Below are 25797 nucleotides of genomic sequence, written 5' to 3'. Positions count from 1 at the left end.
TGAAAATTCAGTGAATTTCGCGACGATCCGGATGGAGCGCGTTTCATCAAGGCAGGAAAGATTCATCATGGCTGGACACAGCAAATGGGCCAATATTCAGCATCGCAAGGGCCGTCAGGACGAAAAACGCGGCAAGATCTGGACGCGTCTGATCAAGGAAATCACCGTTGCAGCCCGCATGGGCGGCGGCGAACCGGACGCCAACCCGCGTCTGCGCCTGGCGGTCGACAAGGCTGCCGACGCCAACATGCCGAAGGACAACGTCACGCGCGCCATCCAGCGCGGCACCGGCACCCTGGACGGCGTCAACTATGAAGAAGTCCGCTACGAAGGCTACGGCATCAACGGCGCGGCCATCATCGTCGACTGCATGACCGACAACCGCATCCGCACCGTGGCGGAAGTCCGCCATGCGTTTTCCAAGTTCGGCGGCAACATGGGCACCGAAGGTTCGGTGTCGTTCATGTTCAAGCACTGCGGCCAGCTGATGTACGCGCCGGGCGTGAGCGAAGACGCCGTCATGGAAGCCGCCCTCGAAGCCGGCGCCGATGACGTCATCACCGACGAAGAAGGCGGCATCGAAGTGTTGACGCCGCCGCATGACTTCGCCGTCGTCAAGGCTGCGATGGAAAAGGCCGGCTTCAAGGCCGAGATGGCCGAAATCATCATGAAGCCCGCGACCGAAACCGTCTTCACCGGCGACGACGCCGTCAAGATGCAAAAACTGCTGGATGCTTTGGAAAACCTCGACGACGTGCAAGAGATTTACAGCAACGCCGTCATCGAAGAATAAAGCCGGCCAACTTAACTTAATCAGTCCATCCCATGAAAATCCTCGTTGTTGGCTCCGGCGGTCGTGAACACGCACTGGCCTGGAAAATCGCCCAATCCCCACGCATCCAAACCGTCTACGTTGCGCCGGGCAACGGCGGCACCGCGCTCGACGAACGCCTGGAAAACGTTGCGATCACCGATCTCAACGAACTCGCCGATTTCGTCGAAAAAGAACACGTCGCGCTGACCGTGGTCGGCCCGGAAGTGCCGCTGGCCGCCGGCATCGTCAACCTGTTCCGCGCGCGCGGCCTGAAGATTTTCGGCCCCACGAAGGAAGCCGCACAGCTGGAAAGCTCGAAGGATTTTTCCAAGTCCTTCATGAAGCGCCATGCGATCCCGACGGCGGAATACCAGACCTTCTCCGACGTCAAGGCGGCCCACGACTACGTCAATCAAAAGGGCGCCCCTATCGTGATCAAGGCCGACGGCCTGGCTGCCGGCAAGGGCGTGGTGGTCGCACTGACGCTGGAAGAAGCGCACGGCGCGGTCGACATGATGCTGTCGGACAACAAGCTCGGCGACGCCGGCGCGCGCGTGGTGATCGAAGAATTCCTGGCCGGCGAAGAAGCCAGCTTCATCGTCATGGTCGACGGCAAGAACATCCTGCCGCTGGCCACCAGCCAGGACCACAAGCGCCTGCAGGACAACGACCAGGGCCCGAACACCGGCGGCATGGGCGCCTACTCTCCGGCGCCGATCGTGACGCCGGCGCTGCACGCCCGCGTGATGCGCGAAATCATCGTGCCGACCGTGCAAGGCATGGCCAAGGACGGCATCCCGTTCTCCGGTTTCCTGTATGCCGGCCTGATGATCGACGACAAGGGCAACCCGAAGACGCTGGAATTCAACTGCCGCATGGGCGATCCGGAAACGCAGCCGATCATGGCGCGTCTGAAGACCGACCTGCTGACCGTGATGGAACACGCCGTGGCCGGAACGCTGGACACCATCGAGCTGGAATGGGACCGCCGCACCGCGCTGGGCGTGGTGATGGCCGCCGCCGGTTATCCGGATGCGCCGCGCAAGGGCGACCTGATCACCGACATCCCGGCGGAAACCGATGACTGTGTCACGTTCCACGCAGGCACCGTCCTGAACGGCAGCAAGCTGACCACGGCCGGCGGCCGCGTGCTGTGCGTCGTGGGCCTGGGCGACAGCGTCAAGGTTGCGCAGAAACAGGCTTATGCCGCCGCCGACCTGATCCATTTCGAAGGCGCGCAGCTGCGCCGCGACATCGGCTGGCGCGCCATCAAGCGCTGATGCCGTAAAACGCGAAACAGCGGAAAACCTCGCAAAATCCCGTGTTTTGCGAGGTTTTTTCTTTGTATCCCGCCGTTTTGCATAAAATCGCACCGAATCTGCAACGAGTTTGCAACAAATTGCGCCGGCGGAGAACTAACTCCGGCAATTACCGCGCACAGACGACGTGGACAGGGACGCAAAGCAAGCCGTAAGTCCCCCATCCGCGCAACGCATACAAGAAAGGAACACGCATGCAACAACATCTGCTCAATCTGGACACCCTGATCAATCTCTATCTGGTGCCGTTCGGCCTCAAGGTCCTGGCCGCACTGGTCATCTGGATCGTCGGCGGCATGCTGATCGCCACCTTCGCCAAGGTCGTGCGGCGCGTGCTGACGGCGCGCCAGGTGGACGCGACGCTGATCAACTACGCCATTTCGGCGATTCACGTGATCTTGCGCGTGCTGCTGGTGATGGGCATCCTCGAAGTCTGCGGCGTGCCGACCACCTCGTTCGCCGCCATGATCGGCGCCGTCGGCGTGGCGCTGGGCGTGGCCTGGTCGGGCCTGCTGTCGAACTTCGCCGCCGGCATCTTCCTGGTGGTGCTGCGTCCGTTCAAGGTCGGCGACTACATCACGGCAGCCGGCCAGACCGGCACCGTGACCGACATCGGCCTGGTGACGACCACCCTGCTGACCGACAACAACCTGCGCGTGATCATCGGCAACAACAAACTGTTCTCGGACATCATCACCAACTACAACGTCCACCCGACCCGCCGCGTCGATCTGCGTTGCCAGATTGCCTACGGCGTCGATCCGGCCGAGGCGATCGCGCGCCTGACCGACAAGGTGTCGCGCATTCCGAATGTACTGGTCGACCCGCCCGTCGCCGTCGTTATCCTGGAGTTCAACGCCATTGGCACGCTGCTGGCCGTACGCCTGTATGCGCCGACGCCGAACTTCGGCCAGGTCTACAACGACACCAACCAGGCCATCGCCCAGACATGCGCCGAAGCCGGCTGGCCGGCGCCGGCGACGTATCAGGTCAGCGTCGCCAATCCGACCGCCGACAAAGCTGCCCCGCAGGCATAAGCAGCCTGAGTGCGCCTGAGGTGCGCGCTTTTCGCGACAATCTGCTCATAATTCCCTCGCCAAGCCTGTTCCGGAGCCGCCAAAAGCGCTCCGGGCTATCCGCTGAAGCCCCTGTCAGGGTACAATCGCGGGGGTAATTTTTCTTGCGTGCACCAAAGAGCGCCTTTGCGGCTGCCGCCACGCCCCCTACCGACGACACCCCGTGACATCATCATCCGCTAACGCTTCTATCGTTAAAGCCTATCTGCAAGACCTCCAGCACCGCATCGTCGCGGCGTTGGAAAATGTCGACGGCAAGACCTTCCTGACCGACTCCTGGGAACGCCCCGAAGGCGGCGGCGGGACCTCGCGCATCATCGAGGAAGGCAATGCGCTGGAACGCGGCGGCGTCGGCTTCTCCCACGTGATGGGCAAGAACCTGCCGCCCTCGGCTGCCGCCAACCGCCCGGAAATCGCCGGCCGCGAATGGGAAGCCATGGGCGTGTCGCTGGTGCTGCATCCGCGCAATCCTTACGCGCCTACCGTGCACATGAACGTGCGCTTCTTCACGACCAAGGCGGAAGGCCAGGAGCCGGTCTGGTGGTTCGGCGGCGGCATGGACCTGACGCCTTACTATGGCTTCGCGGAAGACGCGACGCATTTCCATCGCAGCTGCCGCGATGCGCTGGCGCCGTTCGGCGACGAACTGCATCCGCGCTTCAAGAAGTGGTGCGACGAGTATTTTTATCTGAAGCATCGCAAGGAAGCGCGCGGCGTCGGCGGGATTTTCTTCGACGATTTCAATGCGCTGCCGTTCGACGACAGTTTTGCACTGATCCGCAGCGTCGGCGATCGCTTCCTCGATGCCTACCTGCCTATCCTGCAGCAGCGCAAGGACACGCCTTACGGCGAACGCGAACGCGACTTCCAGGCTTATCGGCGCGGACGCTATGTCGAGTTCAACCTGGTGTTCGACCGCGGCACGTTGTTCGGCCTGCAATCGGGCGGGCGCACCGAGTCGATCCTGATGTCGATGCCGCCGGTGGTGAAGTGGCGCTACAACTGGCAGCCCGAGGACGGCAGCCCGGAAGCACGGCTCTATACCGATTTCCTGCCGCACAAGGAATGGATCTAGTGGCGGCCGCTCTGCCTACGCCGCCCACCACGGCTTCGCGCTGCATCGCCATCCTGGGCGGCAGCTTCGATCCGGTCCACAACGGCCATGTCGCGCTGGGCGATCATTTCGTCGAACTGCTGCGGCCGGACGAACTGCGCGTCATTCCGGCGGGCAACCCGTGGCAAAAGCATGGCCTGCAAGCCACGCCGGCGCAACGCGTGGACATGGTCCGGCTGGCGTTCGGCCATGGACACGTGCCTGTGGTGATCGACCAACAGGAAATCCGCCGCACGACGGCAACTTACACCATCGATACCTTGCAGGCCTTGCGGGCCGAGCTCGGTCCCGAGGTCTCCATCGTTTTCCTGATGGGCGCAGACCAATTGCAGCATCTGGACACCTGGCAAGGCTGGCAACAGCTGTTCGATTACGCCCACCTGTGCGCCGCTTCGCGCCCCGGTTTCGGCATCGACTCCGCGCAGGTGCCGGACGTTGTCATGCAGGAATTCACACGCCGTGCCGGCACTGAAAAGGAAATACGCACCACCTCGCACGGCAAAGCCTATCTGGCATCCAGTCTCGAGGTCGACATTTCGTCGACCGAGATCCGGTCCTTGCTGCAACGCGGCGAAAGACCGGAGTCGCTGATCCCGGCGAGGGTGCTAGACTATATCGAACAACATCATCTCTATCAAAACTAATGGATATCAAAAAACTGCAAACAGCCGTCGTCGACGCGCTGGAAGACGTCAAAGCTCAGGACATCAAGATCTATGACACCACTCATCTGACCAGCCTGTTCGACCGCGTGGCGATCGCCTCCGGTACCTCGAACCGCCAGACCAAGGCACTGGCCGCATCGGTACGCGACAAGGTCAAGGCCAAGGGCGGCCACGTCGTCAGCGTCGAAGGCGAAGACACCGGCGAATGGGTGCTGGTCGATCTGGGCGACATGATCGTCCACATCATGCAACCGGCCATCCGCGCTTACTACCGCCTGGAAGAAATCTGGGGCGACAAGGAAGTGAAGATGGGCGCCGCCAAGCGCGTGGCCTCCACCGCCGCCGCCAAGAAGGCCGCCGAAGACGAAAAGCCGACCAAGATGCGCCGCACCCGCGAGCAAGCCGAGGCGGTTGAAGCCAGCCAGGCGATCGACGACGACGAAGCACCGAAGAAGCCGGCACGCAAGCCGCGCGCCACCGCGGCAACTGCTGAAGCCAAACCCGCGCCGAAGACAACACGTGCACCGCGTGCATCGACCACGCTCAGCGCCGCCAAGACCAAGGCTGCCGCCGGTACCGGCACTGCCGTCAAGCGCAAGGCGCCGGCTTCAAAAGCGGTCGGAAAAACCGTGAAGGTCGCCACGCCGAAAAGCGCCGTCGCGTCGAAAAAGGCAGCGGCCGCCAAGCGTCCGGCACGTCCCAAAGCCAAGGCCTGACGCCGGTCGTGTGAGCCATGCAGCTCATCATTACCGCCGTCGGCCACAAAATGCCGGAATGGATAGCATCGGGATTTAACGAATACGCCAAGAGAATGCCGGCCGAGTGCCGGGTTCTGTTGAAAGAAATCAAACCGATAGAACGCTCCGGCAGCAGGACCGCAGAAACCGTGATGTCGCAGGAACGCAGCAAGATCGAAGCGGCCCTGCCGAAAGGCGCCCGCATCATCGCGCTGGACGAGCACGGCAAGGACATCACCTCGGTACAGTTGTCGCAGTTGCTGACGCAGTGGCAGCAGGACGGCCGCGATGTCGCCTTCGTGATCGGCGGCGCCGACGGACTCGATCCCGGTCTCAAGGCCAATGCCGACATGCTGGTGCGCATTTCCAGCCTGACGCTGCCGCACGGCATGGTGCGCGTACTGCTGGCCGAACAGTTGTATCGCGCCTGGTCGATTACGCAGAATCATCCTTATCACCGCGTATGAGGCGTAAAAGACCAGAGTCGGAAAAGAACACAAGCAAGCACATCGGGCAGATGGAAACATCTCACTGATGTACGGATAAATACTAGAACTCATTTCATAAATAGCTGTGAGATGCGTTTGTCTCAGAAAGGGCGCTGGCAAGGCGCGTGACGCGTCGCGTAGCGGTGCCGAATGTGCAAACTCCTGCAAGGAGCGCAACGCGGCCAGCGCCCTTTCTGAGACAAACCCTTCGGGAACGTCCTGTTTGGGTGTATTGCTGCGTTGCGCCGCTTGCCACGGGGTGTAGCAGGGAATTCGGACAGCATGCTGTCCGCCTGCTTAACGGTTCACGCTTGCAAGCGTGAACGCGACCAGCAAGGGGCACCCTTGGCTGCGCGACGCGCCTTGCACTACCTCCCAAACAGGATCGTTCGCACTCGCAGCTATTTATGAAATGAGTTCTAAGTGTTGCTTCATGAAACTTGCTGACAAAAAAATCTACCTCGCCTCCAAAAGCCCGCGTCGGCGCGAACTGCTGCGCCAGATCGGCATCGATTTCGAATTGCTGCTCAACGACAAGGAAGTCGACGAGCAAGTCCTCCCCCACGAAAAACCGGCGGCCTATGTCGCCCGCGTCACGCGCGACAAGCTCATGAGCGCGCGCCAGACCATGCTGTACCGGCAATTGCCGATGCGCCCCATCCTGGCGGCCGACACCACCGTCGTCGTCGACGACCTGATCCTCGGCAAACCCGCCGACGTGAAAGAAGCGGTTGAGATGATCACGCGCCTGTCCGGCCGCACGCACCAGGTGCTCACCAGCATCGCCGTCGCCTTCCAGGAACAAATGTGGCAGACCACGCAATACTCCGACGTCGTCTTCGAATCGCTGACCGACGACATGATCCGCGCCTATTGCTCCACCCAGGAACCCTACGACAAGGCCGGCGGCTACGGCATCCAGGGACTGGCGTCGATTTTCATCAAGGACATCGCCGGCAGCCACTCCGGCATCATGGGCCTGCCGCTGTTCGAGACGGCGCAACTGCTGCAAAACACCGGCTTGCGCATCTTGCCGCCGGCCACGCTGTGAGCCGCCTCCGCTCTTCCAAGAATTCACATTTTAGGGTCACCGGACCATGAACGAAGACATCCTGATCAACATCACGCCGCAGGAGACGCGCGTGGCGCTCATCCTGCAGGGCGCGGTGCAAGAATTGCACATCGAACGCACGCTCTCGCGCGGCCTGGCCGGCAACATCTACCTCGGCAAGGTCGTGCGCGTGCTGCCGGGCATGCAGTCGGCCTTCATCGACATCGGCCTCGAACGCGCAGCCTTCCTGCACGTCGCCGACATCTGGGAAGCCAAACCGCACGACGGCCAGCATGGCCAGAACGTGCCGCAAATCCCGATCGAAAAACTGCTGTTCGACGGCCAGACCATCACCGTCCAGGTCATCAAGGACCCGATCGGCACCAAGGGCGCGCGCCTGTCGACGCAAATTTCCATCGCCGGCCGCATGCTGGTCTACCTGCCGCAGGACAAGCACATCGGCATTTCCCAGCGCATCGAAAACGAAGCCGAACGCGAACTGCTGCGCAGCAAGGTGCAAAGCCTGCTGCCACCGGAAGAAAAAGGCGGCTTCATCATCCGCACCATGGCCGAAGATGCTTCCGACGCCGACCTGCAGATGGACGTGGAATATTTGCGCAAGACCTGGGCCAGCATCGTCGCCCAGACCAAGACCAAACCCGCGGCGACGCTGATGTATCAGGACCTGAGCCTGGCCCAGCGCGTGCTGCGCGATTTCGTCAGCGACGACACCTCGAACATCCAGGTCGACTCGCGCGAGAACTTCCAGATGCTGCAAGAGTTCGGCACGCTCTACACGCCGTCGGTCCTGCCCAAGCTGATGCACTATCGCGGCGAACGTCCGCTGTTCGACCTGTACGGCGTGGAAGAAGAAATCGAACGCGCACTGGGCCGCCGCGTCGACCTCAAGTCCGGCGGCTACCTGATCGTCGACCAGACCGAAGCAATGACCACCATCGACGTCAACACCGGCAGCTTCGTCAACGGCCGCAATTTCGACGACACCATCTTCAAGACCAACCTGGAAGCCGCGCATGCCATCGCGCGCCAGCTGCGCCTGCGCAATCTGGGTGGCATCATCATCCTCGATTTCATCGACATGGAAAACCTCGAGCACCGCACCGCCGTGCTCAGCGAATTGAACAAGGCGCTGCAACGCGACCGCACCAAGATTTCAGTCTCCAGTTTCTCCACGCTGGGCCTGGTGGAAATGACGCGCAAGCGCACGCGCGAATCGCTGGCCCACATCCTGTGCGAAACCTGCCCGGCCTGCAAAGGCAAGGGCCAGGTCAAGACTTCGCGCACGGTCTGCTACGAAATCCTGCGCGAGGTATTGCGCGAGGCCAAGCAATTCAACCCGCGCGAGTTCCGCATCCTGGCGGCGCAAGTGGTGGTCGACATGTTCCTGGAAGAAGAATCCCAGCACCTGGCGATGCTCGGCGACTTCATCCAGAAACCGATTTCACTGCAGGTGCAGACCGATTATCAGCAGGAGCAGTACGACATCATTTTGATGTGATCCGTCACCACATGTCTGAGCAGCATCAATCATGACGCCACCTGCGGGGAATTCTCTTCCGGATCTTCTGGCTCCCGGACTCGATGTGGTTTTCTGCGGCATCAATCCCGGGATGTCTGCGGCTGCCGCCGGCCACCATTTCATGGGTCGCAGCAATCGCTTCTGGAAAACCATTCATCTTGCAGGCTTTACACCGACGCTCATTGATCCGTTCGACGACCGCAAGATACTTGAGCATCGCTGCGGCCTGACGACCGTTGTCGAACGCCCGACCGCGCGCGCTGATGAATTGCTCCGGGAAGAATATCTTCTCGCATCCGCAAAGTTAAGCGAGAAGATTGAAAAGCTGAAGCCTAAATGCCTGGCCTTTTTAGGCAAGCCTGCCTATCAGGCCATCTCGGGAAAACCGAAGATTACTTGGGGAAAGCAGCCGGAGCCTTTTGGCGGAGCAATGGTTTGGGTCTTGCCGAATCCGAGCGGATTGAATCGTGGATTCAGCCTGGATAATCTGGTGCAGGCGTATCAGGAATTGCGTTACGACATATCCGCGAATCAACTGAGCTGAAAGTTCTTGCCCACTGCGGCGGAAGGAGGAATTTCCCGACCACCCAGTTCCAGCACCGTGCGCTCGATCTCGGTCGCGATGGCGTCCAGCGCCAGGCAATTGGGAGCAGTGCCGAAAGGCTCGGAGATCTCGCTGGCAATCGCTTCCAGCGCCAGAAAGGTATACGAAACAAAAACCGAAATCACCGGCGTCGCAATGCCTATCGTATCGACCAGCCCGAACGGCAGCAGCAGGCAGTACACATACACGGTTCGATGCAGCAACACGCTGTAGGGATAGGGAATCGGGGTCGAGGCGATGCGCTCGCAGGCGCCGAGGATGACGCTGAGTTCGTTGAGCTGGTGGTCCAGCATCCACAATTGTTCGCTGCACAGATGGCCGCTGCGATGCGCAACCGCAATCATGTCGCGCAGGCGGTCGAGCAGCATGACCGGACGATACTGCACCTGTCCGCACTTCGTCAGATCCTCGCCGGACAACAGGCGGCCCAGATCCTCATTCCACGCGCTGTGGCGCAACTGATGCTTCAGTGCATACACGAACGCAATCAGACGATTTTCAAACAGCGCCTGATCGAACTCGCCGGTACCGGGATTGCCGTAGCGCTGCGCCTGCGATGTCAGCGTGCGTGCCGAAATAAGCAACTGCCCCCACATCTTGCGCGCTTCCCAGAAGCGCTCGTAGCTGGCGTTGTTCCTGAACGCAAGGAAGATCGCCAGGGCCAGCCCCAGCAAGGTGAAGGAGGCGATATTGAGCGGCAACTTTTCGCCCAGCACACTGCCCTTCGTGACCACCGCCAGCGTCGACACGATCGTCATCAGCGCCATCTGCGGCAGGATGGACGGCAGCACCGAGCCATCCCAGACCAGAAGCATCCGAAACCAGTTTTGCTGCGGGCGGACAATCATGTTGGACTCTCTCGGCGACGTGAAGGACTCTATGCGCCACAGAATACGCTCAAACGGCGCCTCGGTTGGAGTACAGATTTTCCCTCAGGATTGATGTACAGCCGACAACAACAGCATGCCCGTCACGCTGACGTATCGCCGCTCATCCCGGCGGCGCGTAGCTTTGCGCCAGCCGTATCCAGTACTCCACACCGTAGGCGATGACGTCGTCGTTGAAGTCGTAGTGAGCATTGTGCAGCCGATGATTGTTGCCCTGCGCGGCATTGCCGAGCAGGATGTAAGCGCCGGGACGCTCTTCCAGCATGAAGCCGAAATCCTCCGAGGTCATGTTCGCCGGCACATCGCCGTGCACCTGCTCCGCACCGAAGCAGGACTCCAGCACGCGTTGGCAGAATGCGGTCTCGGCGGCGGTATTGACCGTTGCCGGATAGTATTGAAAGAAATCCAAGACTGCCTTGGCGCCGTGCATCGATGCAATTGCTTCGGCGATGCTCGCCATTTCACCCTGCAATTTCTTCAGCAGGGACGAGGACAAGGTGCGCACCGTGCCGCGCAGTTCGGCGTTGTCCGGGATGACGTTGTCGGTCTCGCCGGCATTGAACATGCACACCGAGATCACCGCCGGATCGACCGCACTCTTGTGCCGCGCGATCAGTGTCTGGAATTGCTGGACGATGGCGCAGGCGATCGGGATAGGATCGATGCCCAGCTGCGGTTGCGCGGCATGTGCGCCGCGTCCGTTGACGGTAATCCGGAAGCGCTGGCCGGCCGCCATGATCGGCCCCACGCGCAAACCGAACTGACCGGCCGGCAAGTCCGGCCAGTTGTGCATGCCAAATACCGCCGCCGTCGGGAATTCCTCGAACAAGCCGTCATCCATCATCTTACGCGCACCGGCGCCGCCCTCTTCACCCGGCTGGAACACGAAGTGCACGTCATGCTCCGGCGCCGTCAACGTTTTCATCAACAAGGCTGCGCCCAGCAGCATCGTGGTGTGGCCGTCATGACCGCAAGCGTGCATGCGGCCTTCGCAGGTGGAACTATGTGCGAAGACATTCTTTTCGCGGATCGGCAAGGCGTCCATATCCGCCCTCAGGACGATTCCCGGACCGTCGCGCCGGCCTTTGAGCGTGGCGACGACACCGGTGCCGCCCATGCCCTGACGCACGGTGTAACCGGCGTTTTGCAATTCTGCGGCAACTGCTGCTGCGGTCCGATGTTCTTCAAACCGTAATTCGGGATGACGATGCAGATCGCGCCGGAAGCTGCTCAGAAAAGGCAGGTTGGCGGCAATCATGGCGCGCAGCATCTGACTGTCGGAAAAAGCCGGAGCGTCGATAGAGGTCATGGTAATGGAATCGAAATCATGAAAAAACGGCGCAACATGGTGGAAAAAATCTTCCCCTTGCCGCGCCGCCACAACGTTATGCCACCGAATCAGCCTGCAAGGACTGGCTGCCTTGCTTGACGCCTGAACGGGTCACGACGGAGACCAGCAGCATCGCGACCACATTCAACGCCAGAGCCACGACGCCGACATTGGTGTCCTTCAACGCATCCGGAATGAAGGGAATCAGATCGGCGATCGTCATCTTGGTCACCGACAGCGCCGCCACGGTTGCTTCACCCACCAGGATGCCGGTGATGGCGCCGGCCTTGCTGACCGGTTTCGACGGCAACAGGCTCGCCAGCAGCGCCGGGAACAATTGCGTAACCAGGCTGTAGGCCATCAGCAGCAGCGACACGATGGTCTGTCCGCCTTGCAGGGTGAACCACAGGCCGGCCAGCATCACCAGCGGCGCCGCCAGTTTGGCGACGCGACCGATGTGCTGGTTGTCGGCTTCGGCGTTGCCGGTCGATGTGCGCCAGGCGCGATAGACGTTGTTGGCCAGCAGCGTCGACACCGCCATCAGAATCATCGAACCGGGAACAATCGCCGTCAGCACGCCGGCAGCACCGATGATGCCGACCACCCAGGGATCGAAGGTCGCAAGCGAAATCTTGAACAGCGCCAGATCGATGTCGGGACCGGTCAGGCCCGGAATCTGCAATACCGCGGCAAAGCCCACGAAGAACACGAACAACAGCATCATCTGGTAGATCGGCAAGGTGTAGGCGTTGCGGCGCAGGTTCTGTTCGCTCTTGGCGGTGAACGACGCCATGAACATGTGCGGCCACATGTAGAAACCCAGCGTCGTCAGCAGTACGGTGGACGTCATCCACACCGCGCTCTTGCCGGTCGCGGGCAGCGCCAGGAAGCCGGGCTTGGCGTGTTCGATAGCCTCAAACATCGACGTGATGCCGCCGTAGTAATGCCATGGCAGATACAGGCCGAGGAAGATCGCCACCGCCAGCACCAGGAAATCTTTCAGCACCGAGGTCCAGGCTGAGCCGTGCACGCCGGAGACCATCACGTAGATCACGGTCACGATGGCACCGATCCAGACGCCCTGGGTTGAGCTCAGGCCGGAATACGAAGCCACGCTCACGATGATGCCCAGGCCCTTGAGTTGCAGGACCAGGTAAGGCATCAGCGCGACCACGCCCACCAGCGCCACCAGGATGCCGAGTGCGGGGCTGTTGAATTTCTTGGCGAAGAAGTCCGGTTGCGACAGCAGGCTGTGCGTCTTGGCGAAGCGCCAGATCGGCGGCAGCAACCAGTAGGACAGCACGAAACTCAGGCTGCCGAAACCCAGCATGTAATATGCCGGACCGCCGACGCCGTAGGCAAAACCGCTGCCGCCGAGGAACACGAAGGTCGTGTAGATCTCGCCCGCCATCAGCAGGAACACCAGCCCGGCGCCGAAGCCGCGTCCAGCCACGGTCCATTGCTCCAGGCTCATGTCCTTGCCGCGCTGTGCGCGGATGCCGAGCCACAAGGCCAGCAGCATGGTGCCGAAAATAAGGATCAGGGAAATATTCATGTCACTCTCCTTGCTCGGTGTATTCAACGTAACCCGGCGCATTACGCGGGTCGAAGCGATACACGATGTACATCACCACCGAGGTCATCGCCAGCGACAGCGCCATCCACGACAGCAGAAACGGCAGGCCGAACAAAAACGGCGTGACGCGATTGCAGAAAAATGGCCCGAGCATGACGGACGCTACGGGCACTAAAGCAAGATACCGGACTGCACTCATTGAATCCCCCCTTGAATTGACAATTGACAAATGCAAACGACAACAAGCGTGGTCTGCCGCCGATACAACGACGTGCGGGCAGCAGAAACAGGCGACGACGGACTGCAAGGTTCCCCGCTCAGATTGACTGGCGAACCGGACTGACGAACTAAACTCAACAACTAAAATGCAGAACGAAACGGAAGGACACGGACCGGCTACATGGCGCCTCCTCCGGAACGATGGCGGGACTTAGGGCTTAGCCCAGCAACTTGTGCGAAACCGATTTGACGTGGGTGTAATGCTCCAGTCCTTCGGTGCCGCCTTCGCGTCCGTAACCGCTGTCCTTGACACCGCCGAACGGCGTCTCCGACACGGCGGACACCATGTGATTGATGGCCAGGTTGCCGACTTCCAGTTCGGTCGCCAGCTTGTGGGCGTAGTTGGCCGATTCGGTGAAGGCGTAACCGGCCAGGCCGAACGGCAGCGCGTTGGCCTTGTCGATGGCTTCGTCGATGTTGTCGACCGGGCTGATCAGGCAGAGCGGCCCGAACGGTTCTTCACGCATCGCCAGCGCCGTCACCGGCACATCGGCCAGCACGGTGAACGGGAAGTGATAGCCGGCGCCGGGCAAACGCTTGCCGCCGCACACGATGCGCGCGCCGTACAGCAGCGCATCGTCGACCATGGCGTCCAGAGCCTGTACCCGGCGCACGTTGGTGACCGGGCCAATCTGCACGTCTTCGCGCATGCCGTCGCCGACGCGGATCTTTTCACCGAAGGCGGCGCAGGCGGCGACGAAACGATCGTAGATTGCTCGATGGACGAAGAAGCGTGTCGGCGCCACGCACACCTGGCCGCCGTTGTTGAGCTTCCCCTGCAAGGAGATGGTTGCCGCCAACTCGGGATTGGCGTCTTCGCAGACGATCACCGGCGCGTGTCCGCCGAGTTCCATGATGACCGGCTTCATGTGGCGCGCGGCCATCGACGCCAATTGCTTGCCGACGGCGGTCGAGCCGGTGAAGGTCACCAGGCGCACCAGCGGATGACAAATCAGCGTTTCCGAAATCTGCGCCGGATCGCCGAACACCAGATTAAGCACTCCCGGTGGCAAACCCGCATCGGTGAAGGCGCGCGCCAGCATGACGGCGCCGGCAGGCGTTTCTTCCGCTGCCTTGAGGATGATCGAACAACCTGCGGCCAGTGCACCGCCAACCTTGCGCGCCGGCGAACTCAATGGAAAATTCCACGGTGTGAAGGCGGCAACCACGCCGACCGGTTCGCGGAATACGGTATGCCGCATCTCCGGTTCGGCGGGAATCAGGCGACCGTACAAACGACGTCCTTCGTTGGCGTCCCAGGCGATCAGGTCGCAGCCGCGCAGCACTTCGGCGCGCGCCTGCGCCAGCGTCTTGCCTTGCTCCAGCGTGATCGCGGCGGCGATGACATCAACGCGTTCGCGCATCAGGTCGCAGGCGCGCAGCATGATTTCTGCGCGCTTGGCGGGCGCCATGTTCTTCCAGATATGAAAGCCGGCGTCGGCGGCCTGCAGCGCCAGTTCCAGATGCAGCGGCGTGGCCATCGGCACGCTGCCGATCACGCTTTCGTCGGCCGGATTGAGGACGGGCTTGCCGGCGCAGTGGATCCAGTTGCCGTTGATCAGGAATTGAATTTCAGGATAGTTGTTCATCGCTCGACCTTATGAAATGACACGCGCTGGTGCGCTGCATCCGTTGCTGAATATGTTTCTGAAATTTGTGGCGACTATCTTTTTCCGTTCGCCAAGCGCATTGCTTCCGGCCGCAAGCGCAGGCGGTACATGGCGACGCAGCCGAGTGCGGGCCCGATCGCCAGCATGCAGAAGCCGGCGCGCCAGCCTGCCCATGCCACCATTTCCGGCACCAGGTGAATGCTCGCCAGCGTCAGCAGAAATCCGGCGCAGGTCTGCACCGTCAGCAGCGTTCCCGTCATGGACGCGTCGCCCAGCTCGGCGACGCTGGCGGAGAACTGGGCGGAATCCGCGATCACCGAAATCCCCCATGCCAGCGCAACCGGCACCACCAGCCATGGTGTCAGGCCGAACAGGAAGGCAATGAGCACCGCGCAGCAGGCGCTGGTCGCCATCGCTGCGATGGTCAGCGTGGTGCGCCCGAAGCGATCCGCCAGCCAGCCGCCGCCGCCGGCGCCGATAGCGCCGATGGCAATCGCGGCAAACGTCCACAGGCTGGCGAAGTGATCCGCACGTCCCATGCCTGCCGCTGCAAAACTCGCCGCCAGAAAAGCCGCCAGCCAGGCCCACATGGCGTACAGCTCCCACATGTGTCCGAGATAACCGAGGTTGGCCAGGCGAATCGCCGGATTGCGCCAGGCCTGGGCCATGTAGTTGAAATCGATACGGCTGCTGCGCGCCATGTTGGGACCGAGTCCGCAGAACAGGATGCAGATGCCGGACAAGGCCGCGCAAGCCGCCGCAGTTGCATAGATTGCGCGCCAGTCGATACCCCCCAGAGCCGCCAACAGATGCGGGCTGGCCGAACCGAACGTCAGTCCGCCCACCAGCAAGCCGATCAGCAAACCCATGTCGCGTTGCGCCCACGTCACCGCGAGCCGCATGCCGACCGGATACACGCCGGCCATGCACATGCCGGTGACGAAGCGCAGCAGGAACACGGCCGGTCCGACCGGCGGCATAAGCGCCAACAACCCGGTGGCCGCCGCTGCAACCAACGCGGACACCATGAACAGGCGGCGCGGGTCGTAGCGATCAGCCAGCGACAGCAAGGCGCTGATCACCGTGCCGGCGACAAAGCCGAACTGCACGGAGCTGGTCAGCAGGGCTTGGTCCAGCGCGGGGATGGACTGCGTGCGCTTGATGGTGGCCACCACCGAGACGGAAGAAAACCACACCGCCATGGCGCCGATTTCACACAGCAGCAAGATGATCAGGGAGCGCATCTTGCCGGGCAGCGCGGTGGTCTGGGGAGACGGCATGGCGGGTGTATCGGTGGGTGTGCCGATGTGTACTTTCGCGTTCAATTTCGCACTCAGTCCTGTCAGGCCGCGAGCGCAGTCGGCAGGCGATGGAAATTGCGGCCCAGATAAATCAGCGCCTCCATGCCCTTGTTGCTGCGCGCTGCCTGCACCGAGCAAAAGAACACGCTGTGGGTGCCGACTTCCGATACCGAATCGATCTTGCAATCGAGTGCAACCAGCGCATCGACCAGCACCGGCGCGCCGGTATCGAGACGTTCCCACTCGGCGGACAGGAAGCGTTCCCTGACGTCGACGCCCTTGCTTGAAAACAGCACCGCCAGTTGCTGCTGGCTGGCCGACAGCACGTTGATGCACAAGGCGCCATTCTCTTTGAAGATGGCGTTGTTGCGGCTGTCGCGGTTGATGCACAGCATCAGCGTCGGCGGCTCGTCGGTGACGCTGCAGACGGCGGACACGGTGCATCCGGCCAGACCGGCAGGACCGTCGCTGGTGATGACGTTGACGGCGGCGCCGAAGCTGGACATGGCTTCGCGGAAAATGGCTTTATCGATCATGACGGGCCTTCTCTGTGGTGGAACCGGTGGAACGGATTGCTCGATGGGAATCTGATGCCTGAATCTTTGGACGCACGCTCTCCCGCGGTGCATCGTGGCTAGACCACGAGGCGCCGGCAGAATCATTGAACGGGAGAACGAGCCTTGCTTTGCCCGGTGTTACGGCTTCGGGTGAATCCGGTACTGATTGGCGCTATGGCTGCCCGGCAGACGTGCCGTGCCGAACAGTTTCTCGCGCAACGGTCCCTGCTTGTAGGCGGTCTTGTAGACGCCGCGCTCCTGAAGAATCGGCACCACCAGCTCGATGATGTCGTCGAAGCATTCCGGCACCACGGTGCGCGACAGGTTGAAACCGTCGACGCCGGCCTGCTCCGACCAGTCCATCAGCGCGTCGGCCACCTGCTCCGCCGACCCCACCAGTGGCGGCTGGCGGCTGCCGAGCGTCATTTGTTCCAGCAGCTTGCGCTTGGTCCATTGCGGACCGGCGCTGCGCGTCATGGCTTCGACGTTGGAGACGATCGCCTGGCTCTTGCCGGTTTCGATCGGTTCGTCCATGTCGTACTTGGCGAAGTCGATGCCCATGGAGGCGGCGGCGTGCACCAGCGCCGCTTCCGAACTGACGTAGCGCTGGTACTCGGCGAATTTTTCCTTGGCCTGGCTTTCGGTCTTGGCCGTGACGATGGTGGCGCCGAGGAAGACCTTGATGTCGGCCGCGGCACGTCCCAATGCCACCGCTTGTGCGCGGATGTCGTCGACGATGTTCTTGACGCCGTCCTTGCTCTGGCCATTGACGAAGACGCATTCGGCGTGCGTGGCGGCGAACTGGCGGCCGCGCATGGAAGAGCCGGCCTGGTACAGCACCGGCGTGCGTTGCGGCGACGGCTCCGACAAATGCATGGCGTCGACCTGATACTGGCGTCCTCGATGATGGACGACATGCACCTTGGACGGGTCGGCGTAGAAGCCGTCGGCGCGGTTGACCTGCACGGCGCCGTCTTCCCAGCTGCCTTCCCAGAGCTTGTAGACCAGCTCCATGTATTCGTCCGCCAGGTCGTAGCGGTCGTCATGCGCCATCTGGCCGGAAAGGCCGATCGCCCGTGCAGCGCTGTCCAGATAACCGGTCACGATATTCCAGCCGACGCGGCCACCGGTCAGGTGATCCAGCGTCGACATGCGGCGCGCAAACAGGAATGGCGACTCATAGACCAGATTGCTGGTGACGCCGAAACCGAGGTGGGTGGTCACGCCCGCCATGGCCGGAATCAGCATGGTCGGATCATTGACCGGTACCTGCACCGCGCCGCGGATGGCGGCGTCCGGGTTGCCGGCGTACACATCGTAGACACCGATCACGTCGGCGAAGAAGATGCCGTCGAACAAGCCCTTCTCCAGCTTTTTCGCGTAGTCCATCCAATAGTGGATATCACGATAATCGGCGGAACGATCGCGCGGATGGCGCCACAGGCCTTGCTGAATATGACCGACGCAGTTCATGTCGAATGCGTTGAAATGGATTTCCCTGGACATCCTGTCTCCTCGATAGTGAATGCTTTTCTTGTCGCTGCTGGCGATGCAATCCAGCGCATAAGCTGCTGTTGAATCGTGTTTTTCCTACTTACCTGTCGTTTACTATATTGGACAAAAATACACTATGCAAGAATATTTTGCATATTTTTTAGACTAAATACAGATACCCCACATTGATCCGGATCAAGCCCGGCCGTGGTGCGCGCGCCCTTCCTGGTTTCCCCTGATAGGTGCAGCGGTTATAATCCGAGCCTTACCGACATCGATCTTTTCATTCGCTTGAATACCTCTCACGCCCTCATCGCAGAAGACCCCACCCAGGCCATTTCCACCCGCATCAAGATCGAGCGTGGCAGCAGAGGCTGGTCGCTGGCGGAACTGTCCGAGCGCTCCGGCGTGTCAAAGGCAATGATCAGCAAGATCGAGCGTGGCGAGGCCAGCCCTACCGCCACAGTGCTGGGCCGCTTGTCGGGAGCGTTCGGGCTGGCGCTGTCGATGCTGCTGTCGCTGGCGGAACAGAACGACAACCGTCTGAACCAGCACGCGCACCAGAACGTCTGGACCGATCCCGAAACCGGCTATACCCGCCGCACCTTGTCGCCGCCTGCCGGCGGGATGCTGGAGTTGCTGGAAATCGTCCTGCCGGCCAAGGTCAGCGTGCCCTATCCTGCCAGCGCCTTCACCTTCCAGCATGAACAGATCCTGATGGTTGAGGGCCGCCTGCTGTTCCGCGAGGGCGAACAGGAGCACCAGCTCAATCCGGGCGACTGCCTCCAGCTTGGTCCGCCGATGGATTGCGTGTTTACCAATCCCGGCAACAAAGCCTGCAAATACCTGATCGCTCTGGTGCGTCGCTGATCGCCCTTCGGCATCGGAAAATTATCATTCAGACAATTCCATTCCCGTCTGCTTTACATGCGGCGTGAATCAATTCGGCCGGCCCTTGCATTACAATGTGCGGTTTCTCCAATTTGCGGCCTGGCTGCGCCCTTGCGGGCCAATTCAGGATGCTCCAAGGACTGTCTGGATGCTTGTATTCACCTCTGTCGCCGTGTTTTTGTTTTCTGCCATTGCGCTGGTGGTGGCGAGCGGTTTTTCGCTGGGTGCGGGCATGCTGGTGTTGGGCAGCATGGCCTTGCTGGCGCGTCGTCCCGCGCCGTTCGGACTGGAAAGGCAAGACGGCTTCCTGATTGCGGTGCTGGCGATTTACTTTGCGGTCAGCATCGCATCCAACCTGATTCACGCCGCGCCGACACGCGAATACGACGCGCCGCTGCGCTTCCTGCTGGCGATTCCTGCACTGCTGTTGCTGCTGGCGTACCCGCCGCGTCCGACGGCGTTCTGGTCCGGCCTGGCGCTGGGCGGCATCGGCGCCGGTCTGTTCAGCACATGGCAGTTCTTCGTCGGCGGCGAGATGCGTCCGGGTGGAACCACCAATCCGATCCAGTACGGCAACATCAGCATGGTGCTTGGCGTTCTCTGCCTGTGCGGCTTGTCCTGGGCGCAACGGCAGCCCCATCGATCCTTCTGGACGTGTATTCTCGGCGCGGGCATGCTCGCCGGCCTGGCCGGGTCGTTGCTGACCGGCAGCCGCGGCAGTTGGCTGGGACTGCCGGTTTGCCTGATTATCTTCCTGATGCACCATGCAGGTACCGCCAGCAGGCGTCTGCTGCGCGGCGGTGTTATCGCTTTCTGCGTCGCTCTTGCCATGCTATGGATGGTCCCGCAATCGGGCCTGAAGGCGCGCACTCAACTGGCGGTAACCGAAGCCGGCGATTATATGGCGCACGGCAATGCCGACTCCTCCGTCGGCGCCCGCCTGGAGATGTGGCGCGCCGGCGTGGCCATGTTGCCGGGACACTGGCTATTGGGCTGGGGCAAGCAAGGCATGCTCGATGGCAAGGCGGAACTGGTCCGGCAAGGTGCGGCGGCGCCGTCCATCGAAGAACACACCCATTTGCACAACGAATACCTCGACGCCCTCGTCAAGCACGGCCTGCCTGGCCTGCTGGCGGTGTTGGCGCTCTACCTGGCGCCGCTGCGGCTGTTTGCGCGCCACTTGCGACACCCGGACAATGCCGTTCGCGACTATGCGCTCGCCGGTACGCTGCTCGTGGTCAGCTACCTGGCGTTCGGCCTGACGCAGGCTTTTTTGACGCACAATAACGGGGTCATGATTTTTGCGTTCATGACGGTCATACTCTGGGCCAATTTACGCACCCGGATGCGGCTGGCCGTGGCATGATCGCCCATCGCATTTTCAATTGCAGCAATCAGTAAGGAACAACATGTTTTTGTCGCACAATATGAAGCGCCTCGCCGCTCTGCACTGGCCTCACAAGAAGCGCCTGGCGGTGGCTTTCCTCGCCATGATCGTCACGGCGGCGACTGAACCGGTGGTGCCGTATATCTTTCAGGTGCTGCTGGACAAGGGCTTCGTCGGCAAGCCGACATTCTCGCTGTGGCTGGTGCCGGTGGCGGTGATCGGCATTTTCTTCATCCGCGGCATCGCGACGTTCACCAGCTCGTACATGATGACCTGGGTGACGACGCGCATCCTCAACGAACTGCGCCGCCAGATGTTTGCGCGCATGCTGGACCTGCCGGTCAACTTCTACGCCACCAACACCGTCGGCAAGGTGATCAACTCGATGATGTTTGAAGTGCAACAGATCATCGACATGGTGACCAAGGTATTCACGTCCATCGTGCGCTCGGCGCTGACCGTGCTGGGCCTGCTGGCGTGGCTGCTGTATCTGAACTGGGCACTGACCATCGTCACGCTGGTGCTGCTGCCGCTGGTGTCCGTGGTCGTGCGCACCACCGGCAAACGCCTCAAGAAACTCAATCGCGATTCGCTGGCCGTCAATGCCGAACTCACGCAAGTCATCGAAGAAACCACGCGCGCGCAGCAAGTGATCAAGATCTTCGGCGGCCATGATTACGAAAAAGGCCGTTTCCACGAGCGCGCCGAGAACCTGCGCCGCTACACCATGCGCATGACCACCGCGTTTTCCGCCACGGTGCCGATCACGCAGCTGATGACCGCCTGCGCGGTGGCGATCGTGATCGTGATGGCGCTGATCCAGTCGGGCAACGGCCAGATCACGGTCGGCGGCTTCGTGTCCTTCCTGACCGCGATGCTGATGCTGCTGGCGCCGCTCAAGCAACTGGCGGAAATCAACGGCCCCCTGCAACGCGGCATGGCGGCGGCCGAAGAAGTCTACATCCTGATCGACAAACCCGTCGAACGCACCGGCGGCGAGACTCTGCCGGCGCGCAGCAGCGGCAAGCTGGATCTGGTCAACGTCAACTTCTCCTACCCCGGCCATACCCAGCTGGCGCTGCAAAACATCAACCTGAACGTGCAGCCGGGCGAGGCCATCGCCTTCGTCGGCATGTCCGGTGGCGGCAAGTCGACGCTGGTGAGCCTGATCCCGGGCTTCTACTCCGCAACAAGTGGCGAAATCCTGCTCGACGGCAAGCCGATCGAGTCGATTTCGCTGACCAGCCTGCGCCAGCAGATCGCCATGGTCAGCCAGAACACCGTGCTGTTCGACGACACGCTGGCGGCCAACATTGCCTACGGCGACGCCCATCCCGATGCCGAACGCGTGCGTGCGGCGGTTGTCGCCGCGCATCTGACCGATGTCGTGGAAGGCATGCCGGAAGGCCTGGAAACCCGCATCGGCGACAACGGCTCGCGCCTGTCAGGCGGCCAGCGCCAGCGCGTGGCGATCGCCCGCGCGATCTACAAGGATGCGCCCATCCTGATCCTCGACGAAGCCACCTCGGCGCTCGACACCGAATCCGAACGCGCGGTCCAGGCCGCGCTGGATCGCCTGATGGAAGGCCGCACCACGTTCGTGATTGCGCACCGCCTGTCGACCATCGAACGCGCCGACCGCATCGTCGTGCTGTCGCATGGCCAGATCGTCGAAGTCGGCAGCCATCAGCAGTTGCTGGCCAATGAAGGCGTGTACGCGAACCTCTACCGTTTACAATTCTCGCAGCAGGCTGGCGCCTGAAACCGTTGCACCTGCCGGCAAGCACAGAAGAACATAGCGAAGCATCGGAGAAAAAACCTCAACCATGCCCCAGACACTGATTCCAGCAGAGCTGCTGAAAAAGTCGGACAAGATCCTGTTCATCGCCCACCTGGCGCTGGGCGATTTCACTTACCTGCAGAATTTCTTCCAGGCGTTCAAACAAGCCAATCCGCACCTGAAGGTGCATCTCTGGGTTGACGAGGTGCGCCGCACCGGCGACGAGTCGCAATGGAAGCACCTGCAAAAATATTCGCTGTACGACTGGGTCGCAGCCTGCCCTTTCTTCGACAAGATCTATACCCGCACCTACAGCCCGGCGCTGTATCAGGAATCGATCATCGAAGCGCAGCAGGAGCACTATCCGATCGTCGTCTCGCTGGCGACCCTGCGTCCCCATCTGTACGCATCGCTGGCGCGCAGCATCAGCCCCGACGGACTGGTCGTCGGCATGAAGAAACGGGTGAAGTTCTACCAGCCGCATCACCGGCTGGCGTACCGCAAGCTGGACGCCGCGATTCCGCCCTACACCGTCGATCGCAGCAATCCGCAGCACATCAGCGATGTCTACGCGCACTGGTTCCATCAACTCAGCGGCCTGGAAGTCGGTGCGGCGGAACGCTTTCCGTTTGTCGACATTCCGGCGCAGTGGAAGCAGTACGCCCAGGAAAAACTGGCTGCCTGGGGTTTCAGGAATGCCGAGGGCAACCAAGGCAAACTGGTCTTCATCAACCCGTACGCCAAAACAAAAAAACGCTGCTGGCCGCTGGAGCATGTGGCCGAACTGATCATCGCCATGAAGCAGCAGGACAAATGGCGCGACAGCTGCTTCATCGTCAACGCCGTGCCGCAGGAACTGGCCCATGCGCGCCAGGTGATCAGCAGCTACCGGCTGGAACGCACCGAATTGTTCAGCGCCGAAGAAAACTTCTTCCAGTTGCCGGCGATCCTGGAACGATGCGACCTGATCATCTCGGTGGAAACCGCCGTCATGCACCTGGCCAATGCCGTGCACGTTCCGGTGATCGCGCTGATGCGCCAGAAGAATCCGGAGTGGGTCCCGATCGACCGCGCCAACAGCACCGTCATCACAGCGCCAAGCCGCCGCGACTGGGTCAAGGCCGTCACCGTCGAACAAGTCATGAAAGCCATGCAATGAGCCAACCCGTGAATCAATCCGTAAACCAGCCCGTAAATCAGTACGTGAGCCAGGCAGCGAATCCGCAAGCAACGGCGCCTGCCGTCGGCAGCAACGGCAAGCCCTCCTTCCACATCGCGTTCTGCGTGGACAACAATTATTTCCGCGCGATGGGCGGCACGATCGCCTCCATCATCGACAACAACCCGGGACAGCATTTCACCTTCCACGTGCTGGCGTTTGAAGTGTCCGACGACCATCAGCGCCGCCTGAAACAGCTGGAAGACATGTATGCTGTCAGCACGCAACTGCATCTGCTGGACCTGGCATCGTTCACGCAGTTCTCGCATTTCCTCGGCCACTCGCACTATTCGCTGTCGATCTTCACGCGCCTGGTGATCCCGACCGTGCTGCAAGGCCAGACCGACCGCGTGCTGTACCTGGACGCCGACATCCTGTGCGTCAACAAGCTCGATGAAATGGTCGACATGGACATCAGCGGCGACATCGCCGTGGTGGTGCCGGATGCGCCGGTGACGCTGCAGCGCCGCGTCGCCGCGCTGGGTCTGAAGCACAATGAATACTTCAACGGCGGCGTGATCTTCATCAACATCGCCAAGTGGATCAGCGAAGACATCACGCAGCAAACCCTGGACGCGCTGCTCGACAGCAAGACCGACATGCGTTTCAACGACCAGGATGCGCTCAACATCGTGCTCAACGGCCGCGCACGTTATGTCTCGCCGCGCTGGAACTACCTGTACGACCTGATCCACGACCTCAACGTCAACAAGTTCGCGCTGCGTCCGGTGGGCAAGGCGGTGTTCATCCACTTCGCCGGCGCCGTCAAGCCATGGACCGACTGGAGCGGCCACGATGCGCGCCACCTGTTCCGCAAATACCTGTCGCTGTCGCCGTGGTCGGACATGCCGCTCGATCCCGAGCCGAAGAACACCAAGGAAATGCGCATGCATTCGCGCTTCATGTACCGCCAGGGACGACCGCTGGAAAGCCTGAAGTGGTACATCCGCTACCTGCGCAAGCGCGCCGCCAAATAGGCCACGTACCTGCCTGAAGAACAACGCTACCCGATCTGCCGACAGACATGTCCATCACCAGCAAACACATACTCATCAGTCGCCAGGACAATATCGGCGACGTCATCCTGACGCTGCCGATGGCGGCGCGCCTGAAGCAACTCAATCCGGGCGTGCGCATCACGCTGCTGTGCCGCGCCTATGCCGCCGAAGTGGTGCGCTACTGCGACGACATCGACGACGTGGTCGAGATCGAAACCATAGAAAACGACCTGCCCGGCTACCTGAAGCAATCGGATATCGACACCGTGATCCTGGCCCAGCCCGATCGCGCGCTGGCCATTGCCGCGTTTCGCGCCGGCATCCGTCATCGCATCGGCAACGCACGCCAGAAGATCTATCAACTGATCTACTGCAATCGCCGCGTGCGCTTCAGCAAAGGACTGTCGGAACATCACGAGTCGCAGATCAACTTCGAGTTTTTACGCCCTTACGGCGACAAACACATTCCGGAGCGCGCCGCGATTCCATCGTTCTACCATTTCAGCATCCCGCAAGACGAAGCCAGCAACGCGCTGTTGGCGCCGCATGCGTTCAACCTGATCCTGCACGCGAAATCCAACGGTCACGGCCGGGAATGGCCGATTGAATCCTACCTGGCGCTGGCGCAGGAGTTGCGCCGGCAGCCGGGCGTGCATGTCTGGCTCACCGGCAGCCCGAAAGAAGGAGAGTGGCTCAAGGAAAATGCGCCGGAACTGGTCGGTTTGCCGAATGTCAGCAATGTCTGCGGCACGCAAACACTGGCCCAGCTCACCAGTTTCATCCACCAGGCCGACGGCCTGATCGCCAGCGGCACCGGCCCCTTGCATCTGTCGGCGGCAATCGGCCAGCGTACGCTGGGCTTGTTTCCGCCTACTCGCCCCATGCATCCCGGCCGCTGGGCCGCCATCGGCAAACGCGCCAGCAACCTGTGCCTGGCCGAAGCCGGCTGCGTGGGCTGCAGCGCGCGCGACAAGGTCACCTGCGACTGCATGCGCGCGATCACGCCGCAAGCGGTGATGGAAGTGGTGCGTGGTTGGATTGAGGAAAAACAGGCCGCCGGCAGGTAAGCTTGCCTCGCTC

General features: G+C 61.4%; 24 protein-coding genes. 16 read left to right on the top strand and 8 right to left on the bottom strand.

The window, feature by feature from the left end; genetic code table 11:
- The first annotated feature begins 67 nt into the window (after positions 1 to 67).
- The 10 genes from PMI16_RS04635 (at position 68) to mug (ending at position 9348) form a co-directional block, all read left to right on the top strand.
- The gene (locus tag PMI16_RS04635; protein ID WP_007876866.1) at positions 68 to 793 is read left to right on the top strand and encodes a YebC/PmpR family DNA-binding transcriptional regulator; all 726 of its coding nucleotides are present in this window, start codon (positions 68 to 70) and stop codon (positions 791 to 793) included.
- A 32-nt stretch (positions 794 to 825) separates the two neighbouring features.
- Complete coding sequence (purD, locus tag PMI16_RS04630) at positions 826 to 2094, top strand: phosphoribosylamine--glycine ligase (RefSeq protein WP_007876865.1); 1269 nt, start codon at positions 826 to 828, stop codon at positions 2092 to 2094.
- A 233-nt stretch (positions 2095 to 2327) separates the two neighbouring features.
- A complete protein-coding gene (locus PMI16_RS04625) occupies positions 2328 to 3170 on the top strand; it encodes a mechanosensitive ion channel family protein (RefSeq protein WP_007876864.1) in 843 nt (280 codons plus the stop codon).
- A 202-nt stretch (positions 3171 to 3372) separates the two neighbouring features.
- Complete coding sequence (gene hemF, locus PMI16_RS04620; RefSeq protein WP_007876862.1) at positions 3373 to 4284, top strand: oxygen-dependent coproporphyrinogen oxidase; 912 nt, start codon at positions 3373 to 3375, stop codon at positions 4282 to 4284.
- Positions 4275 to 4967, top strand: coding sequence for a nicotinate-nucleotide adenylyltransferase (locus PMI16_RS04615; protein ID WP_007876860.1), 693 nt, complete (start codon positions 4275 to 4277; stop codon positions 4965 to 4967). The genes hemF and PMI16_RS04615 overlap by 10 nt, the downstream gene beginning before the upstream one ends.
- A complete protein-coding gene (rsfS, locus tag PMI16_RS04610) occupies positions 4967 to 5704 on the top strand; it encodes a ribosome silencing factor (protein WP_007876859.1) in 738 nt (245 codons plus the stop codon). Before PMI16_RS04615 ends, rsfS begins: the two co-directional genes overlap by 1 nt.
- Before the next feature lie 17 nt (positions 5705 to 5721).
- Positions 5722 to 6192 (top strand): 23S rRNA (pseudouridine(1915)-N(3))-methyltransferase RlmH, encoded by a 471-nt coding sequence (rlmH, locus tag PMI16_RS04605; RefSeq protein WP_007876856.1) that lies wholly within the window; start codon positions 5722 to 5724, stop codon positions 6190 to 6192.
- A 454-nt stretch (positions 6193 to 6646) separates the two neighbouring features.
- A complete protein-coding gene (locus tag PMI16_RS04600) occupies positions 6647 to 7264 on the top strand; it encodes a Maf family protein (RefSeq protein WP_007876855.1) in 618 nt (205 codons plus the stop codon).
- Positions 7265 to 7310: 46 nt separating this feature from the next.
- Positions 7311 to 8783 carry a ribonuclease G gene (gene rng, locus PMI16_RS04595; protein WP_007876854.1) on the top strand — a complete coding sequence of 491 codons (1473 nt, stop codon included), beginning with the start codon at positions 7311 to 7313 and terminating at the stop codon, positions 8781 to 8783.
- 31 nt (positions 8784 to 8814) lie between these two features.
- Complete coding sequence (gene mug, locus PMI16_RS04590; RefSeq protein ID WP_007876853.1) at positions 8815 to 9348, top strand: G/U mismatch-specific DNA glycosylase; 534 nt, start codon at positions 8815 to 8817, stop codon at positions 9346 to 9348.
- On the opposite strand, the gene PMI16_RS04585 is transcribed toward mug, so the two are convergent.
- The 8 genes from PMI16_RS04585 to PMI16_RS04550 all read right to left on the bottom strand — a co-directional run bounded on the left by PMI16_RS04585 (position 9336) and on the right by PMI16_RS04550 (position 18454).
- On the bottom strand, positions 9336 to 10256 hold the full coding sequence (locus PMI16_RS04585) for a bestrophin family protein (RefSeq protein ID WP_007876852.1): 921 nt from the start codon (positions 10254 to 10256) through the stop codon (positions 9336 to 9338). The genes mug and PMI16_RS04585 overlap by 13 nt on opposite strands.
- 142 nt (positions 10257 to 10398) lie before the next feature.
- A complete protein-coding gene (locus PMI16_RS04580) occupies positions 10399 to 11604 on the bottom strand; it encodes a M20 aminoacylase family protein (protein WP_007876851.1) in 1206 nt (401 codons plus the stop codon).
- A gap of 76 nt (positions 11605 to 11680) precedes the next feature.
- Entirely contained in the window at positions 11681 to 13180 is a 1500-nt protein-coding gene (locus PMI16_RS04575; protein WP_007876850.1) for a sodium:solute symporter family protein, read from the bottom strand.
- A gap of 1 nt (position 13181) precedes the next feature.
- A complete protein-coding gene (locus PMI16_RS04570; RefSeq protein ID WP_007876844.1) occupies positions 13182 to 13400 on the bottom strand; it encodes a DUF3311 domain-containing protein in 219 nt (72 codons plus the stop codon).
- 238 nt (positions 13401 to 13638) lie between these two features.
- Positions 13639 to 15069 carry an NAD-dependent succinate-semialdehyde dehydrogenase gene (locus PMI16_RS04565; RefSeq protein ID WP_007876842.1) on the bottom strand — a complete coding sequence of 477 codons (1431 nt, stop codon included), beginning with the start codon at positions 15067 to 15069 and terminating at the stop codon, positions 13639 to 13641.
- A 74-nt stretch (positions 15070 to 15143) separates the two neighbouring features.
- The gene (locus tag PMI16_RS04560; protein ID WP_237719780.1) at positions 15144 to 16415 is read right to left on the bottom strand and encodes an MFS transporter; all 1272 of its coding nucleotides are present in this window, start codon (positions 16413 to 16415) and stop codon (positions 15144 to 15146) included.
- 17 nt (positions 16416 to 16432) lie between these two features.
- Complete coding sequence (locus PMI16_RS04555) at positions 16433 to 16927, bottom strand: flavin reductase (RefSeq protein ID WP_007876837.1); 495 nt, start codon at positions 16925 to 16927, stop codon at positions 16433 to 16435.
- A 159-nt stretch (positions 16928 to 17086) separates the two neighbouring features.
- A complete protein-coding gene (locus PMI16_RS04550) occupies positions 17087 to 18454 on the bottom strand; it encodes an LLM class flavin-dependent oxidoreductase (RefSeq protein ID WP_007876835.1) in 1368 nt (455 codons plus the stop codon).
- A 279-nt stretch (positions 18455 to 18733) separates the two neighbouring features.
- Between PMI16_RS04550 and PMI16_RS04545 the strand changes: the two genes are divergently transcribed.
- The 6 genes from PMI16_RS04545 to PMI16_RS04520 all read left to right on the top strand — a co-directional run bounded on the left by PMI16_RS04545 (position 18734) and on the right by PMI16_RS04520 (position 25784).
- Positions 18734 to 19312, top strand: coding sequence for a helix-turn-helix domain-containing protein (locus tag PMI16_RS04545; RefSeq protein ID WP_193365715.1), 579 nt, complete (start codon positions 18734 to 18736; stop codon positions 19310 to 19312).
- Between the two features lie 169 nt (positions 19313 to 19481).
- A complete protein-coding gene (locus PMI16_RS04540; protein WP_007876831.1) occupies positions 19482 to 20699 on the top strand; it encodes an O-antigen ligase family protein in 1218 nt (405 codons plus the stop codon).
- Positions 20700 to 20742: 43 nt separating this feature from the next.
- The gene (gene msbA / locus PMI16_RS04535; protein ID WP_007876830.1) at positions 20743 to 22482 is read left to right on the top strand and encodes a lipid A export permease/ATP-binding protein MsbA; all 1740 of its coding nucleotides are present in this window, start codon (positions 20743 to 20745) and stop codon (positions 22480 to 22482) included.
- Positions 22483 to 22546: 64 nt separating this feature from the next.
- Positions 22547 to 23659 (top strand): glycosyltransferase family 9 protein, encoded by a 1113-nt coding sequence (locus PMI16_RS04530; RefSeq protein ID WP_007876828.1) that lies wholly within the window; start codon positions 22547 to 22549, stop codon positions 23657 to 23659.
- The gene (locus PMI16_RS04525) at positions 23656 to 24696 is read left to right on the top strand and encodes a glycosyltransferase family 8 protein (protein ID WP_007876826.1); all 1041 of its coding nucleotides are present in this window, start codon (positions 23656 to 23658) and stop codon (positions 24694 to 24696) included. The genes PMI16_RS04530 and PMI16_RS04525 overlap by 4 nt, the downstream gene beginning before the upstream one ends.
- Positions 24697 to 24743: 47 nt before the next feature.
- Positions 24744 to 25784: a glycosyltransferase family 9 protein gene (locus tag PMI16_RS04520; protein WP_007876825.1), complete on the top strand. Its 1041-nt coding sequence runs from the start codon at positions 24744 to 24746 to the stop codon at positions 25782 to 25784.
- Positions 25785 to 25797 lie beyond the last annotated feature (13 nt).

Source organism: Herbaspirillum sp. CF444 (assembly GCF_000282135.1).
Taxonomy (GTDB): domain Bacteria; phylum Pseudomonadota; class Gammaproteobacteria; order Burkholderiales; family Burkholderiaceae_D; genus Herbaspirillum.
Note: the sequence above shows the minus strand (reverse complement) of the source record. Positions and strands in the feature narration are given on the sequence as shown.